This window comes from Rhodococcus sp. 06-156-4 (assembly GCF_002259345.1).
GTDB lineage: Bacteria > Actinomycetota > Actinomycetes > Mycobacteriales > Mycobacteriaceae > Rhodococcoides > Rhodococcoides fascians_E.
Window position 1 is genome coordinate 135,929 of sequence record NZ_NPGB01000015.1, and the last position, 15,342, is coordinate 151,270.

At 62.3% G+C, this 15,342-nt stretch carries 13 protein-coding genes; 7 read left to right on the forward strand and 6 right to left on the reverse strand.

The genetic code is table 11. The annotated features are described in order from the left end of the window. Positions 1 to 3: 3 nt before the first annotated feature. Entirely contained in the window at positions 4 to 1,191 is a 1,188-nt protein-coding gene (locus tag CH290_RS10035; RefSeq protein WP_033188468.1) for a CaiB/BaiF CoA transferase family protein, read from the reverse strand. A gap of 216 nt (positions 1,192 to 1,407) precedes the next feature. Here CH290_RS10035 and CH290_RS10040 point away from each other — a divergent pair, with 216 nt between their 5' ends. The 6 genes from CH290_RS10040 (at position 1,408) to CH290_RS10065 (ending at position 9,517) form a co-directional block, all read left to right on the forward strand. Beyond that, positions 1,408 to 2,895: an aldehyde dehydrogenase family protein gene (locus CH290_RS10040; protein ID WP_033188467.1), complete on the forward strand. Its 1,488-nt coding sequence runs from the start codon at positions 1,408 to 1,410 to the stop codon at positions 2,893 to 2,895. Between the two features lie 77 nt (positions 2,896 to 2,972). After that, positions 2,973 to 4,151, forward strand: coding sequence for an FAS1-like dehydratase domain-containing protein (locus tag CH290_RS10045; RefSeq protein WP_033188466.1), 1,179 nt, complete (start codon positions 2,973 to 2,975; stop codon positions 4,149 to 4,151). Further along, complete coding sequence (locus CH290_RS10050) at positions 4,148 to 5,722, forward strand: class I adenylate-forming enzyme family protein (RefSeq protein WP_033188465.1); 1,575 nt, start codon at positions 4,148 to 4,150, stop codon at positions 5,720 to 5,722. The genes CH290_RS10045 and CH290_RS10050 overlap by 4 nt, the downstream gene beginning before the upstream one ends. After that, positions 5,719 to 6,468, forward strand: coding sequence for an enoyl-CoA hydratase/isomerase family protein (locus tag CH290_RS10055; RefSeq protein ID WP_033188464.1), 750 nt, complete (start codon positions 5,719 to 5,721; stop codon positions 6,466 to 6,468). Before CH290_RS10050 ends, CH290_RS10055 begins: the two co-directional genes overlap by 4 nt. Before the next feature lie 239 nt (positions 6,469 to 6,707). Further along, positions 6,708 to 8,117: an aldehyde dehydrogenase family protein gene (locus CH290_RS10060; protein WP_033188518.1), complete on the forward strand. Its 1,410-nt coding sequence runs from the start codon at positions 6,708 to 6,710 to the stop codon at positions 8,115 to 8,117. A 143-nt stretch (positions 8,118 to 8,260) separates the two neighbouring features. Then, positions 8,261 to 9,517 (forward strand): MFS transporter, encoded by a 1,257-nt coding sequence (locus CH290_RS10065; protein WP_033188463.1) that lies wholly within the window; start codon positions 8,261 to 8,263, stop codon positions 9,515 to 9,517. A 1-nt stretch (position 9,518) separates the two neighbouring features. Here the strand turns inward: CH290_RS10065 and CH290_RS10070 are convergent, their stop codons facing one another. The 4 genes from CH290_RS10070 to CH290_RS10085 all read right to left on the reverse strand — a co-directional run bounded on the left by CH290_RS10070 (position 9,519) and on the right by CH290_RS10085 (position 12,410). Continuing rightward, positions 9,519 to 10,217 (reverse strand): IclR family transcriptional regulator, encoded by a 699-nt coding sequence (locus CH290_RS10070; RefSeq protein ID WP_230620886.1) that lies wholly within the window; start codon positions 10,215 to 10,217, stop codon positions 9,519 to 9,521. Between the two features lie 73 nt (positions 10,218 to 10,290). Then, positions 10,291 to 10,827: a MaoC/PaaZ C-terminal domain-containing protein gene (locus CH290_RS10075; RefSeq protein ID WP_033188462.1), complete on the reverse strand. Its 537-nt coding sequence runs from the start codon at positions 10,825 to 10,827 to the stop codon at positions 10,291 to 10,293. 1 nt (position 10,828) lies between these two features. Further along, on the reverse strand, positions 10,829 to 12,013 hold the full coding sequence (locus CH290_RS10080) for an acyl-CoA dehydrogenase family protein (protein WP_033188461.1): 1,185 nt from the start codon (positions 12,011 to 12,013) through the stop codon (positions 10,829 to 10,831). A 67-nt stretch (positions 12,014 to 12,080) separates the two neighbouring features. After that, complete coding sequence (locus tag CH290_RS10085) at positions 12,081 to 12,410, reverse strand: hypothetical protein (protein ID WP_033188460.1); 330 nt, start codon at positions 12,408 to 12,410, stop codon at positions 12,081 to 12,083. A gap of 463 nt (positions 12,411 to 12,873) precedes the next feature. Between CH290_RS10085 and CH290_RS10090 the strand changes: the two genes are divergently transcribed. Continuing rightward, positions 12,874 to 14,292: an MmgE/PrpD family protein gene (locus CH290_RS10090; RefSeq protein WP_080748653.1), complete on the forward strand. Its 1,419-nt coding sequence runs from the start codon at positions 12,874 to 12,876 to the stop codon at positions 14,290 to 14,292. A 174-nt stretch (positions 14,293 to 14,466) separates the two neighbouring features. Here CH290_RS10090 and CH290_RS10095 read toward each other — a convergent pair whose 3' ends face one another. Next, on the reverse strand, positions 14,467 to 15,339 hold the full coding sequence (locus CH290_RS10095) for an SDR family oxidoreductase (protein ID WP_141216144.1): 873 nt from the start codon (positions 15,337 to 15,339) through the stop codon (positions 14,467 to 14,469). Positions 15,340 to 15,342 lie beyond the last annotated feature (3 nt).

Genomic DNA, 15,342 nt, shown 5'->3' on the forward strand with positions numbered 1-15,342 from the left:
TTGTCAGATGGCACCGGCGAGGCGTAGTTCGGCGACCTCGTGTTCGCTCATTCCCAGTTCGTTCATCAAGATCGAGTCCGTATCGGCACCGAGTCCGTGTGCTCGATCCGGTTCGACCATCGGCGAGTCGGACAAGAACAGTGGACTGCCCAACGTCAACCATTCACCGGACTCGTCGTCCATCCACCTCAGAATGCCGCGCTCGGCAACATGCGGATCGTCCATCAATTCGGCCAGACCGAGTACTGGTGCCGTCGGGATCGCCGTGTTCGCAAGCAGCTTCGCCACCTCCCGCTTGGTGTGCGTCGAGGTCCACCGTTCGACCAGTACGTCGACCTCGTCCGAGTGCGCGCATCGGCCATGCATCGTGCTGTACCGGTCATCTTTTGCTTCCGGATCATCCATCACTTCACACAGTCTTTCCCAATGCGTTTGTGTAGGGCACAGAACCGTCACCCAACCATCGGTGGTGCGGTAAGCGTTGTACGGCACTACTGCCAGCCCGCCGTGCCGATTTCCGGTGCGCTCGGGCATGGTGCCCTTGGAGTTGATCATGCCCGCGATGTTCGACGACAGCGCCGGAAGAATGGAGTCCTGGAGTGAAACCTCGACGTGCTGACCACGACCTGTTCGTTCCCGTTGATAGAGCGCCGCGAGAATCCCGCTCAACATGTGGGTGCCCGCCATGAAGTCGACGACCGAAGGTCCAGTTCGAACTGGCGGGCCATCCATGAACCCCGTCGTACTCATGATTGCCGTGCGCGCCTGAATGGTCAGGTCCATCGCAGACTCTCCCGCATACGGTCCGAACGAACCGAAACCAGTGCCCGAGGCCATGATCAAACGTGGGTTGATCTCATGGAGCGCGTCGTAACCCAACCCGAAACGATCCATTGCCCCAGGCGACAGGTTCTGGATCAGAATGTCTGCCTGACCGGCGAGCTTGCGAACGATGTCGCGACCCTTGGGGTTCTTCAGATCCAGACGCATGGCCCGTTTTCCAGAATTGAGCATTGTGAACTGCACCGAGGTTCCGTCGCGGTCGGCGGTCGGGAGACGTCGGTACGGATCACCCTGCGGAGACTCGATCTTGATGACGTCCGCACCGAGCCGAGCGAGCAGCATCGAGCAGTACGGGGCGAAGTAGAACTGGCCCACGCAGATGACCTTCACACCGCTGAGAGCCGGCATCGTCACTCCGTTTCGTAATTACGAACGATTGTTTGTTATTTGGAACACTAAATGCGCATGCGATCCGCTGTCAAACAGCAGTGCGCACACAGGTTGCATCGAGGAATGCGACTCGCTGTGAGCCTTGACACTACGAAGAGGCCCGGACTACGTTCGGATTTTGTTCATAAATGAGCACGTGCATTTTTATATGCGAATGATGGAGGAGATTCACCGATGTCCCGAGTACCGCCCTGGACGTTCCCTGAAAGCCTGAACGAAGACGACACCGTGCCGATGCTGATCGACGGGGAGTGGACGCACGCGACATCGGGGCATTCGTTCGAGACGTTCGATCCGGCGACCGGCCAAGCCATCGCTCACGTCGCTCTCGCCGACTCCAAGGATGCAGACAGAGCGGTCGCGGTGGCTCGTCGCGCCTTCGACGAGGAACGCTGGATGCGCTTCCCAGCGGCTCAACGCGGTTCCATCCTCTGGCGCGCAGGCCAACTCATGCGTGATTCCGCCGATGCCCTCGCCGCATGGGAAAGCCGCAACATGGGAATTCCGGTGCCGCAGGCGCGGGCAATGGTGGTCGAGGCCGCTGCGCAGTTTCAGTACTTCGGGGGCTGGGCCGACAAGATCCACGGCAACACATTGGACCTCGGCCCCGGCGAGAAGCGCATCCAGGGCTACACGCTTCGCGAGCCCGTGGGCGTAGTCGCCATGATCGTCCCGTGGAACGCGCCCATCATCTCCGCGTCCAAGAAATTGGCCCCCGCCCTTGCCGCCGGTTGCACGTGCGTACTCAAACCCGCTGACGAAACACCACTCACCGCACTGTGGCTCGGTCAGCTACTTCTCGAAGCCGGGGTGCCCGCTGGGGTCGTCAACGTCGTCACCGGACCCGGGCAGACCGTCGGTGCAGCACTCGCCGAACATCCCGACGTCGACGCCGTGGCGTTCACCGGTTCCACCGAAGTCGGTCGATCCATCGTCCATGCGTCGACCGGAAACATGAAAAAACTCTCGCTCGAACTGGGCGGCAAGTCGCCCGTCATAGTCATGCCCGATGCCGACATCGAAGCGGCCATACCCGGGGTAGCGGGTGCCGTGTTCTGGAACACCGGCCAGGTCTGCGCAGCCGGCACGAGACTTTTCGTTCACCAATCGATATTCGACCGGGTCGTGGACGGCGTTGCGGCCGCGGGCCGCGACTTGCGCATCGGACGTGGGACCGAGAACGGCGTCGATATCGGACCCCTGATTTCTCGCAAACAGCTCGATCGCGTCACCTCGTACGTGCAGACCGGACTCCGGGACGGAGCGACTATCGTGTCCGGCGGAAATCGCGTAGGCGAATCCGGCTACTTCTTCGAGCCCACCGTGCTGGTCGACGTCGATCAATCCATGAGTGTCATGCGCGAGGAGATTTTCGGACCCGTCCTAGGGGTCATGAAGTTCTCCGACGTCGACGAAGCGGTTGCGCTGGCCAACGACTCCTCCTATGGCCTGGCATCGAGCGTGTGGACAGCCGACGGCTCGGTCGGCCACTCGATCGCCCGACGGCTGCGCGCCGGCCGCGTTGGCATCAACGTGCACCGAGCCGGAGGGGTCTACATGCCGGCAGGCGGCTACCGCCAGTCCGGTTGGGGACGCGAGAACGGCGCCGAGGCTCTCGAGAACTATCTGGAAACGAAGTCTGTTGTCTCGACGCTCGCATGACGTGCCATTGACCTCCGTCACAGTCCGAGTTATGTTCTTAAATACGCACAGCAGTTCTTAATTACGAATGGAGAACCATGACCACTACCGAAAACGGAATCGGCCGTGAGCTTGCCCGGGCGAGCTTCACCGACGAGATGCTGGCCGACATGCGCGCACTGATAGGAACCGAGCTGCGGACAGCCGGTTCGATCAACAACGAGTACGCCACCCGGCTCGCTATCTTGCGGTTCGCCGAGGGCATCGGCGACGACAATCCACTCTGGTCGGACGAGGAATACGCAGCGAAGAGCGTCCACGGCGGCATCATCGCTCCCCCGAGCTTCATCTTCGCTTGCCTCGGTTCGGTACAGGTCGGCTGGCGCGGACTGGGCGGGTTCCACGCCGAGACGAACATGACCTTCCACCATCCCATCAAGGTGGGCGACAAAATCACTGCGACCGTCGTGTTCGACGGGTTCGACGGCCCCACCGAGGCGAGTCAGTTCGCCGGACGTCGCATCAAGGACTACCTGCGTCAGGAGTACCGCAACCAGGACGGCGAACTCGTTGCCACGTTCATCTGCTCGCGAATGAGGTTCGAGCGCAGCGAAATGCAGGCTAAGCGTGAGTCACGCAAGATCGAACTGCCGCACCCCTGGACCGACGAACAGCTGGCCGAGATCGACGCGAGCGTCCTCGCCGAGCGTCCCCGGGGTGCGGAGACCCGGTATTGGGACGACGTTTCGGTAGGCGACGACCTGGATGTGATCACGAAGGGCCCGATCGGCCTCACCGACGAGATCGCGTTCATCGCCTCCGGTGCCGCGCCCATCCCCAGGCTCGCCGCGCACGGCGTCGCACTGCGTCGGTACCGGAAGCACCCGAAATGGGCCTTCCGTGACCCGAACACCAACGCGCTCGAGCCCGTCTACTCGGTCCATTACAACGACTACGCAGCTAGTCTGCAGGGCGCGCAGGCCGCATACGACGTGGGTATCCAACGCACGTGTTGGCAGATTCACCACCTGACCAACTGGATAGGCGACGAGGGCTTCATCAAGTCGTTGCACGACCAGTATCGCTCGCATGTCTACCTGTCCGATGTGGTTCGCCTCGGCGGACGCGTAACCGAGAAACTCGTCGACGAGGACGGCGATCATGTTGTCAAAGTCGAGACCTGGGCCACCAACCAGCGTGACCAGTCGGTCATGCCCGGCTCCGCCACTATTCGGTTGCCGCATCGCGCCGACGGCACGGGGGCGAGCGCGCGATGACAGAAACCCATACCTGGGGGTCGGAGATCGTCCCGGTCACGGTCTCCGGCGTCCACTACCGAATGTACAGCGCCCGACCGCACCGGCTGGGCAGCCTACTCGAACTGGCAGGCCGGTGGGGCGATCGACCGCATATCGTACAGGGCGAAAACATTATGTCGTTCGACGACTTTCGCGATGCGGTATACGTCCGCGCTCGCGAACTCTCCTCCGCTGGAATCGGTTCGGGAGACCGAGTCGTCCTGCTCGGTTTCAACAGTTCGGCATGGATCGTCAATTTCTGGGCGACTGTCGCGGTCGGCGGCGTGTCCGTTCTCGCCAATGCATGGTGGAGCGATGAGGAACTCAAAGATTCGCTCGAAATCGTCGGTCCCACTGCAGTTCTGGCCGATGAAAAGATCGCACCACGTGTCCCGACTCGCTATGCCGTTCTGCCTTGGACAACGGATTCCGACGCTGACGGCGCGAATCGAGCACCAGTGTCGGATACCGGTACCTCCGAGGAGGATCCGGCCGTTGTCATCTTCACCTCCGGTACGTCGGGTAAGCCCAAAGGTGTAGTGCTGAGCCATCGTTCGCTGCTCGCAGGTCTACAGATGCTGCTGCACATCACCCGTCGCCTCCCCCATCAGGTGGAGGACACCGCCGGCGAAGCCGCACTGCACACCGGCCCGATGTTCCACGTCGGTGGCGTCCAGACACTCCTGCGCGCGATCTGCGTCGGCGACACACTTGTCATGCCAGCCGGCCGATTCGACGCCGCCGAGGCCATGCGGCTAGTGGAGCAGTGGAAGATCAAGCGCTGGAGCGCAGTACCCACGATGGTCAACCGGGTTCTCGATCATCCGGACGCGCAAACCCGTGATCTCACGACACTGAAAGCCGTCACTGTCGGCGGCGCACCGATCAACGCCGAGTTCCTCGAGCGCCTGCGCAACGGCCTGCCCGGGGTGGAGCCACGGATCGCCACCGGATACGGACTGACCGAGAACGGCGGCCAGGCAGTCGCTGCGTCAGGCAAGGACACAGTGAAGCATCCGGGAACCACCGGCCGTGCACTGCCATGCGTCGATGTATCGATCGCACCGCGACCAGACTTACCCGACGGAGAGATATTGCTCCGCAGCCCCACTCAAATGCTGGGCTACCTCGGCGGTGTCGAATCACCGATAGACGACGAGGGCTGGCTGCACACCGGTGACCTCGGCCACCTCGACGAAAACGGCTATCTATGGATTACCGGCAGGTCGAAGGACATGATCATCCGCGGCGGTGAGAACATCTCACCCGCAGCCGTCGAGGCTGCCCTGATCAGGTTGCCCGAGATAAGGGATGCCGTTGTATTCGGACTCCCACACCCCGATCTGGGCGAAGAGGTCGTTGCTGTCGTCGTCCTCTCACACCCGTTGGATCCCGCAAGTTTCGGACCGCGATTGAAGGGCGTCATCGCGTCGTTCGCAATACCTACCCGTTGGGTGGTCGCCGAAGAGGACTTCCCGACCAATCATGCTGGCAAGGTCGACAAGAACGCCGTCGTAGCGCAGGCACGGCCGGAGGCGGTGTCGCAGTGACCGACAAGATCGGCGTCGACATCGTGGGACGCGTGGCAGTCGTCGAGATCCAGCGAGGGCCGCACAACTTCTTCGACGAGTGCAGCTTGACGGAGTTGAGTGAGGCTCTGGTGCACACCGATTCACTCTCGGACGTGCGGAGCGTGGTCCTCTGTTCAGAAGGGAAGAACTTCTGCGCGGGTGCGGATCTGCGTGATGTCGATCAGCATGTGCTGCGACGGGTCTACCGCGTTGCGTCGCAATTGTTCACTACCCGCAAACCCATCGTCGCGGCCATCCAAGGCGCAGCAGTCGGCGGCGGACTCGGACTGGCGATGGCGGCGGACTTCCGAGTCGCCGGTCCGCGGGCCCGCCTGACCGCGAACTTTGCCAGGCTCGGCTTCCATCACGGTTTCGGATTGTCGGTCACGCTGCCCGCAGCCGTCGGACAGCAGAACGCACTCGATCTGTTGTACACGGGTCGGAACGTCGACGCGGCCGAGGCGCTACGGCTCGGCCTTGTGGACAAAATCACCGACGACGATCCGCGTCCAGCTGCGCTGACATGGGCTGCAGACATTGCGGAGTCAGCACCGCTGTCGTTGGCCGCAATCCGGTCGACCATGCGGCGTGAACTTGCCGCACAGGTCGTTGCGGCCCTCGACGAGGAAGCTACTGCACAGACAATGTTGTTGACTTCCAATGATTTTCGAGAAGGAATCGCGGCGTCCATCGGCAAGCGGGATCCGATCTTCACCGGAGCCTGATTCCCGTGATCGACATCGAGGATCCGAGTACAGGCGCGGTCATCGGGAACCACCGCGCCGATACGAAGTAGACCGTGTCGCTCGGGTCCTCGACGAGGTGCTCCTGACCCGCCTCATTGCTGCTCGACCACGCTCACAACCGGCCTCGACGCGCCGGTTCAACCCAGCACACCGACCGACAGGTACGGCCGACGAAGGCGATGAGGATAATGGGCTTCACCGATGCACCCTTACAGCAGTTGACCGTTCGTGCTCGCATCGGACAAACCTGGCGGGACGCCGAATCCGTCGTCCCGGTCATCGACCCGTTCCGCAACACCACCGTCGGTTCGATGCCGGTGTCTACGCTCCAGGACTGCGACGACTGCCTCGACGCGGCAGTGCAAGCAACCGAGATCATTGCAGGAATGCCAGGATACGAACGCGCGGCCCTACTGCGGCGCGCCGCAGACGAGGTGGTTGCGCGCGCCGAAGCCATCGGATCGACGATGGCCCGGGAAACCGGAAAGGCAGTTCGGGACTGCATTGCAGAGGTGCAGCGGTCAGGCGACACATTGCGCCTGTGCGCTGAAGAAGCGGTTCGGATCCAAGGTGAGCATATCCCCATGGATGCCTCGGCAATCGGAGCTGGAAAGATCGGTCTGTCCACACGGTTCCCAGTTGGGGTCGTAGCCGCCATCACTCCGTTCAACGGACCGGTCAACCTTGCCGCACACAAGGTCGGTCCGGCGCTTGCGGCAGGCAACGCGGTGGTAGTCAAGCCGTCGCCCAAGGCGCCTTTGTCCGCCCACTTGTTTCTCGAAGCCGTTATCGGAGCCGGCGTCCCGGACGGGGTGATCGGCACCCTCTACGGCGACACGGTGTCGGCCAAGCTCGTAGCAGATTCCCGGGTCGATTTCGTATCCTTCACAGGGTCGATCCCCGTGGGCAAAATTATCCGTTCGTCGATGGGAATGAAAAGGGCGGCGCTCGAGCTTGGCGGCGTGGGACCGACATTCGTCCACCACGACGCCGACATCGCGACGGCCGCGGCAGCATGCGCGCGCAATGGTGTGCTCCTCGCCGGACAGAGTTGCGTTTCAGTGCAGAACGTCTACGTCGAGCGCACACGATACGACGAATTCTGCGAGGCTGTGAAGGAGGAGGTTGCACGGATCCGGTTCGGTGATCCACTCGACCCGGACACCGAAGTCGGTACCCTGATCGACGAATCTGCAGCGAAACGCGTCGAAGCACTAGTCGACCGTGCAACGTCCGCAGGCGCCACGTCACTGTGCAGTGGAACTCGCCGGGGCGCTGCACTTCCTGCCACAGTGCTCACCGACGTGACCGATAAGATGGACGTCGTAACCGACGAAATCTTCGGCCCGGTGATCACAATTCAGGCCTACGACGATATAGAGCCGATCTTCCGCCGCATCAGCGACAGTCCTTTCGGACTCCAGTGCGGCATCTACACCGACTCCATGAAGGTCGCCATGTCCGCCTTCCGCAACGTTCGTACCGGCGGCGTCATACTCAACGGGACATCGCGATGGCGCTCGGACCAAATGCCCTACGGCGGAGTCAAAGACAGCGGAATTGGACGCGAGGGCCCAAAGTTCGCCATCAGGGACATGACCGAGGAACGACTGCTTGTCATCAACTGAGTCGAATGGCTCGTCTGCCCCGTACCCACGGAGAAGGGCACCGCTCATGGACCCGACCTCGACCTACACCCGAAAAGATGAGTCGGGCAGGACGCTGAAGCCGATGTCGCTGAGAACAACTCCGCACGAGGACTACGTGGGTTATGAGTAGAACCGGAGAAACGACACCCACCCGCAGAAATGCCCTCCGCCTGCTTGCGGACCGCCGGTTCGGGTCATACTTCCTCGGACGGCTCCTCACTGCCACCGGCACGTGGCTGCACAGCCTCGTAGCCGCGATTGCCGTTTTCGGCCTCACCGGGTCGGCCACTGCTGTCGGCCTGGTCAGCCTGGTCCAGTTCGCGCCACAGTTGATCCTTGGACCGGTCAGCGGCAAGTGGTCGGACCGCGGCAGCATCAAACGACAACTGATGCTCGGGCGCGGCTTCAGTTTCGTCGGATCAGCCTCGCTCGCAGTGTGGTTCGCGCTGGTGGGAGACGCGACGGGCTGGGGCTCGGCCTCGTGGGTCATCGGCTTCTCGTTCATCGTGGGTATCGGCTTGGTCGTCGGTGGGCCGGCCATGCAATCAACCGTCCCGCTTCTGGTCAGCCGGGACGAACTGCCGGCGGCGATGGCCCTGAACACCACACCGATCACCATCGGTCGAGTAGCGGGACCCGCGCTCGGTGCCGTCGTTGCAGCGTCGATCGGTTATCAGTACGCCTTCGCCATCGCTGCCGTCTGTCATCTGACATTCATCGCGATAGTGTCCATGATCGCAATCCCCCCGCCCGAGGGCCGCGTCGACGGTGACAATTACGCCATTCGTGACGGATTGTCCTTCGTGCGCAACGACCGTCCGACATTTCGGATCCTGCTGACGGTCACCGCGCTGGGGTTCGGATCCGAACCTATGATCACCCTCGCCCCTTCGCTTGGAGACGCCCTCGGCGGCGGCACACACACCGTGGGCGCTCTCACTGCGTCGATGGGTATAGGAGCTGCTGTCGGCACCGTCCTCACCGCTGCGTTGGCTACGAGAATCCGTCAGGACGCGATGTCGACTATCGGCGTCGTGCTCATGGCAGTCGGTCTCGGCGGATGCGCTGCACCCATCGGTACTTGGCTGTCGATGGTCGCCTTCGGAATCACCGGGTTCGGTTTTCTGGTCGCGGTCACCTGCCTGAGCACCGTCCTGCAACTACGATTGCCACCCGTGTTGCGAGGCCGGGTCATGGCGTTGTGGCTGATGGGATTCGTAGGCGCTCGGCCTGTGGGTGCGCTGTCGATCGGTGCTTTGGCGGACTGGACCGCCGTGCACATCGCGTTCGGTGCCGTCGCTGTCGCCATGTTCGGGGCCGCCTGGATCTGCCGACCGTCGACGTTACGCGGTCCGAGCGAGGCAACGGAGTCGACGTAACTCAGCCCGATCTCCGAATTCGGGCCGCCCACATATCGACATGGCGGAGCAATACAGCTTCGAGATCGTTGGCCCGTGGCTCCAGACTCGCAGTCGGCCCGACGATCGTAACCTCGGCTACGGCCCTGCGCGCCTCGTCGTAGACCACGGTCGACATCCCGAAACGCGACCGGTCCCGTCGATAGTTCCGGGCGATACGAGTGCGAACGATGTCATGGAACTCCTGTACGAACGCATCGATCTTCTCTGGGGTGTCATGTCGACGGCTACGTAGGTACGCGTCCCGTGTCTGCGGCGGCATCGCCGCCATCAGGGCCTTTCCCCCCGCGGTCGCCAACAGATCACGTCTGATGTTCGATCGGGCAGCCAATGGTGGCATATGTTCGTTGCCCACTTCGGCCACGTAGATGAGATCGTCCCCCGCTCGAACACCGAGCACCACGGTCGCGTCGACCTCGACGTGCAGAGCCTGTAGGTCCTCTTCGGTCACTGCGCCCGCCCGCATGTGTCCACTCGCAACGGAGAGACCGTGGAGCGCCGGACCGACGTAGAACCGGGTGCCCTCCTGCCGGAGCCAACCGGCCGTGATCAGCCCTCGGACGAAGCCGTGGACCGAACTTTTCGGCGCACCGACTGCACGCGATAGTTCCACGAAGGTGATGCCTGGGGAGTACACGACTTGCTCGACAATGGTGGTCACGCGGTCGATCGTGCGGTGGTACTCCGTTCTACGGCGGATCGCCCTGTCATCGGGCACAGGCATCATCAGCTCGCTATCCACCGATGCGGCCGGCGGAACCGTCGACTGCATCGAGACGCTTCGCGGCGTGCGGCACGAACAAGATGGAACCCGACACATCACACAGGGCGCTCCGCCGGTAGGTCATCATGCGACGGCCGGTGTGATCGACGAGGGTGTCGTCGAATTGGATCACCCCGCGCTCCGGACGCGATGTCTTCAGTACTCCCGCGAGCGAACTTTCGACGTAAATAGTGTCACCTGGATGCAGTGGCGACACGAAGCGCACATTGTCGTAACCAAGGAGCGCGATCAGTCGCATACCCCGTTCGACAACCGGTTGACGGATGGCAGGCGTGGCGAGACCGAGAGCGAAGGCAAGGACACACCCCCCGGCGAGCATGCGCTCGTGCCCGCGTTCCTCCATGATGGCGATCCTGTCAGTGTGAATTTCTTCGAACGTCCACGTCAGATTCGTCATAGCACTGAAATCACCTTCGGTGATCGTGCGGCCACGACTCCGATTGACGAACCCGAAACCCTCTGGTAGCACGTATGATTCGTGTGTCATGTCAGAACCTGTCCAGGAAGAAGCGATACCGGTTGTTGATCAGGTCGCGGCTCGCGATCACCTTCTGAATCTCGGTCGCACCTTCGCCGATGCGCCGGATGCGCAGCTCGCGGTACCACCGTTCCAGCGGCAGCTCGCGAGAGACACCCATTCCACCGTGCAGTTGTATGGAACGGTCGACGACACGGGACGCGGCCTCGGTCGCGGCCACTTTCGCCAGTGCCGCCTCCGTCCGAAACGAGACTCCCGCGTCGGCCGCCGCCGCCGCGTTCAGGACCATCATCGTCGCCGTACGGATGTCGTGTTCGTTTTCGACCAGCATCCAAGCGGCACCTTGATGCTCGGCGATTTTCTTGCCGAACGAATCCCGCATCTTGGTCCACTCGATCGAGAGCTCTTGAGCACGTACTGCGAGCCCGATACACCCTGCGCTGTATGGGATCCGGTTTCGACTCAACCGCTCATTTGCGAGGTAGAAGCCTCGCCCCACCTCCCCGAGAACATTGCCTGCCGGTACTCGTACGTTCTGCAGCTGAAGCTCGGTGGCGGGATGGGTCGATCGCAGTGTGTGCACGATTCGGCGAACGTGAAACCCCGGGGTGTCCGTGTCCACGAGGAAACATGTGATTCCGTCCCGACCCGGTCCTCCTGTTCGCGCAAACACCAGAGCGAACTCAGCCTCGTGCGCGAAACTGATCCACAGTTTGTCGCCGTTGATTATCCATTCATCACCGGACTGCACGGCTCGCGTCCGTACGTTGCGCCCCGGGTCACTACCTCCACTCGGTTCCGACAAAGCGAACGCCGCTTTCTTGTCGCCGTTGATCGACGGAATCAGATATTTCTCGCGCTGCTCCGGCGTCGCCCAGGCGGACAGGAGCGGAATTTGGCCCGTGTGTCCGAAAACGTCGTAACACGGGGCGTACAGTCCGGCGCGATGCTGTGACATCTCGATGGCGAGAAGGCAACGAGTCACCAGATCCATACCCGGGCCGCCCTCCTCTTCCGGGAGATCCAGGTTGAACAACCCCATCTGTTTGACCTTGGCGCTCAGTCGGCCGTAGTCGGGCGTCGGGAGGTGGGTTTCGTCGGTATCGAGGCTGTCCTCGAGTGGGCGAATTTCGTCACGCACGAAGCGTCGGACGATGGACATCAAGTCGTGCTGCTCGTCGGTGAGAGTGAACACCGGTAGTACTCCTCGTCAAAGTCTCTGGGTCGCCTGGTATCCGTGCAACGGCGGCCGATTTGCTCGTTCAGCCGGGACTGAGACGTCCCTTGATATGGGCCAATCGCTCGGTGAGCCGCGGAGAGAAGCGGTCGCTGTGTGCCCGGTGCAGGAGAACGAGCTCGATGAGCCGGGAGCGATACTGGATGTGCACTTCGTAGCGAAACTCCAGGTCGTCCGACCCTTGACTTTCGATTGCGTCGGCGATCGCCGACGCGAGACCGAAGGACTCGCGGGTGCCTGCGTAGTCGAGATCGAGCAGTTCGTCCTCGTTACGTCGTCGGATTTCGTACACCCCGGTGGTACTCGGAATCGAGGCGAGTTCGGCCTCGGTCGCTGCCTGCCATGTCTTGGTCATAGCGATGCTCAACGGGACTCCATCCTGTGCATGTGCTTGGCAAGCCGATTTCCGACCTTTGAATCTGCGTTCGGCTCTGTGCCTACACGCGCCGACGTCATTGCCAGAACATGCTTCGGGTCGGGGTGCTGTCCAAGCCCAGGGCCGACGCGTTTCCGATACGAGCGCATGAGTTCTCGGCGAGTCTTCCGGCAGCAACCAACAGTGGCTCCCTTCTACTACACCGTTGTCTGTATTTACGAACTTCGATTCGCATACACGTCACACTACGAGGGCAGTGTGATGTAGGTCAACATGTGACCGCGACCCCGACCGGCGCACACGGTGACCGTTGACACAGTCAAATCGAAGTTACTATCGTATTTAAGAATTTGTATTCGTAATTGCGACCGGTTCCCGGCGGACGATATGGTTCTGCATCGCCGAAACCACCGGATCGCACCTCCGACCACTGAGGAGCCCCATGACCACATCCACCCCACCGCCCCGCGACCTAGCTGCTGACCTAGCTGATTTCGTGACTGGCCTGTCCTACGCTGACCTGGGTGACGCTGTGGTCGATGCAACCAAGGCCAACATCCTCGACACACTCGTGTGCGCTGTCGCCGGCAGCACAGCGCCGGCCGTCAGCGAAGTACGCGCGCTCGTCGAAGAATGGGCCGGAACCGAGCAGGCCGACGCCTGGGTTTTCGGCGGGCGTTACCCCGCACATCATGCGGCGTGGTTGAACAGCGCCATTTCGCACGCTCGCGACTACGACGACACCCACGACGCCGCTATCCTCCATGCCGGAATCTCCTGTGTGCCCGCCGCCATCGCAGCGGCCCAGCTTCGTGGCGGGATCAGCGGCAAGGATCTCATCTGCTCTGTCGCCGCCGGTCTCGAGGTCATCACACGCCTAGGCACGGCCGTCGAAGTCGACATCGTCGAAAGCGGGTTCATCTACTCTTCGCTACTCGGCTATTTCGGAGCCACAGCTGCCGCAGGCCGCGCCCTGGGCCTCGATGGACTGCAAATGTGGGACGCTTTCGGCATCGTGTACAGCTCTGTGGCCGGAAATCACCAGGTCACCCGCGACGCGTCGTTGATGAAACGTCTGCAGCCCGGCCTCGCAGCTCAGGCTGCCCTCGTCGCCGTGCAACTTGCCGCGCGCGGAGTCAAAGGAGCCCGAGAGGTTTTCGAGGGTGCTGATGGGTTCAACCGTATCTATCTGAAGAACAGGGTCGACGTCGAGATTGCGCGCGAGGGACTTGGCGCACGATTCGAGTTGCTCAACCTGAGCTACAAGCCGTACCCCTGCTGCCGCGACACACATTCAGCCATCGACGCGGCCCTGGAAGCGCGGGGCGACGCAACTCGACCTGCGTCGGACATCGCGCGAATCCGCGTGGGTGTCACCGGACCCGGCTATCAGATGGTGTGTGTTCCCGAGGCCGTCCGACTTGCGCCGTCGACGATCGTCGAGGCACAGTTCAGCATTCCCTACACCGTCGCAGCCGCCTGGATCGATGGTGCCGTCGAGATGCGGCACTTCACGCCGGAGGGGATCGTCAGGGCGGACGTCCTGGAACTTGCCACGAAGGTTGCACCGTACGTCGACGACGAGATCCATGCAGAGTGGCACCGTTTCGTGACCCCTGCCCGCGTCATCGTCGAGTTCACCGACGGCACAACGATCGAGTCGCGGGTCGATTATGCCAAAGGACATCCGAAGAACCCGATGACCGACGGGGAGCGACTGGCAAAGGCACGCGATTGCATGGTGTTTGCGGCTCGGCCTCTGGCCGACGACGCAGCCGACCGACTCCGCGAGGTCGTTGCCCGGCTCGATACCCTCGATGACAGCTCTGCGCTGACGGAGGTGCTCGTGCCCGTGGGGTGATCGTTCGAGGCGGACCCCGACGAGGTTGGACGCGAAGGCGGGCCCGTATTCCTGGTTATCATCGGGAATACGGGCCCGCTGACGTCGGCACTTACATGCAGCCGTTCTTCGTTCGGCAACAATACTGCCCCGAGGCCTGAACGGCCCCGGGGCAGTTTCTGTCGTGTCCGAGGCTCAGTTCGGTTGTCCCGCTGCCGCACTACGACCAGAGGAGAGCCATTTTCCGCCGTCGACGACCAAAGTGGCCCCGTTGACGAATCGTGCGGCACTCGACATCAAGAACACCGCCGGCCATAGAATGTCCTCGACGACGCCCACCCGCTGTAGGGGTACGCCGGCAGCGATACCCGCGAGGTGTGCGTCATGCTCGTCCTCGTCGGGCGAGACACCCGTCGCGGCGTCCACTCCTCGGGTAGGGGTGTAACCAGGCGCCAGAGCATTGACTCTGATTCCATAGGGCCCCCATTCCACAGCCAGACTCTTCGTCAGCGAATCAACTCCAGCCTTGCCGACGCCCCCGTGGACGCGGCCAGGGTTGCCGGTGTACGGCGAGGTACTGGTGATGTTCAGAATCGCCCCACCCGCTTTACTCGCAACTCGACGCCTGCCGAATTCGCGACACAGATAGAAGGTTCCGAACGCATCGGTCTCGACGACGGCCCGGAACGCGTTCGGTGACATGTCCAGTGTAGGGAGCGTGAACGTGGCACCTGCGTTGTTGACAAGCAGGTCGGCGGGCCCGATGGCGTCCTCGACCGTCGTCATCATAGCTTCGACGGCGACGGGATCTCGCACGTCACAGGTGGCGGCCGACGCAGTGCCACCCGCCGCCTCGATCTCCTGGACCACTGAATCGAGCTTCTCTCGCCGGCGGCCAGTGACTGCAACGGACGCTCCGCACGCAGCGAGACCGATAGCAATTCCGCGCCCGAGGCCGCTGCCCCCACCGGTGACGATCGCTGTCGACCCAGCCAGAAGGTCAGCCGAGAACGGCTGGGAATCGAACATGCGCGTTTTCGCATCGTCGGTGGTCGTAAGGGCTTCCATCGG

Coding starts and splice junctions, on each gene's coding strand:
- CH290_RS10035 (WP_033188468.1), bottom strand. CDS start 1,191: ATGCCGGCTCTCAGCGGTGTGAAGGTCATCTGCGTGGGCCAGTTCTAC.
- CH290_RS10040 (WP_033188467.1), top strand. CDS start 1,408: ATGTCCCGAGTACCGCCCTGGACGTTCCCTGAAAGCCTGAACGAAGAC.
- CH290_RS10045 (WP_033188466.1), top strand. CDS start 2,973: ATGACCACTACCGAAAACGGAATCGGCCGTGAGCTTGCCCGGGCGAGC.
- CH290_RS10050 (WP_033188465.1), top strand. CDS start 4,148: ATGACAGAAACCCATACCTGGGGGTCGGAGATCGTCCCGGTCACGGTC.
- CH290_RS10065 (WP_033188463.1), top strand. CDS start 8,261: ATGAGTAGAACCGGAGAAACGACACCCACCCGCAGAAATGCCCTCCGC.
- CH290_RS10075 (WP_033188462.1), bottom strand. CDS start 10,827: ATGACACACGAATCATACGTGCTACCAGAGGGTTTCGGGTTCGTCAAT.
- CH290_RS10085 (WP_033188460.1), bottom strand. CDS start 12,410: ATGACCAAGACATGGCAGGCAGCGACCGAGGCCGAACTCGCCTCGATT.
- CH290_RS10090 (WP_080748653.1), top strand. CDS start 12,874: ATGACCACATCCACCCCACCGCCCCGCGACCTAGCTGCTGACCTAGCT.
- CH290_RS10095 (WP_141216144.1), bottom strand. CDS start 15,339: ATGGAAGCCCTTACGACCACCGACGATGCGAAAACGCGCATGTTCGAT.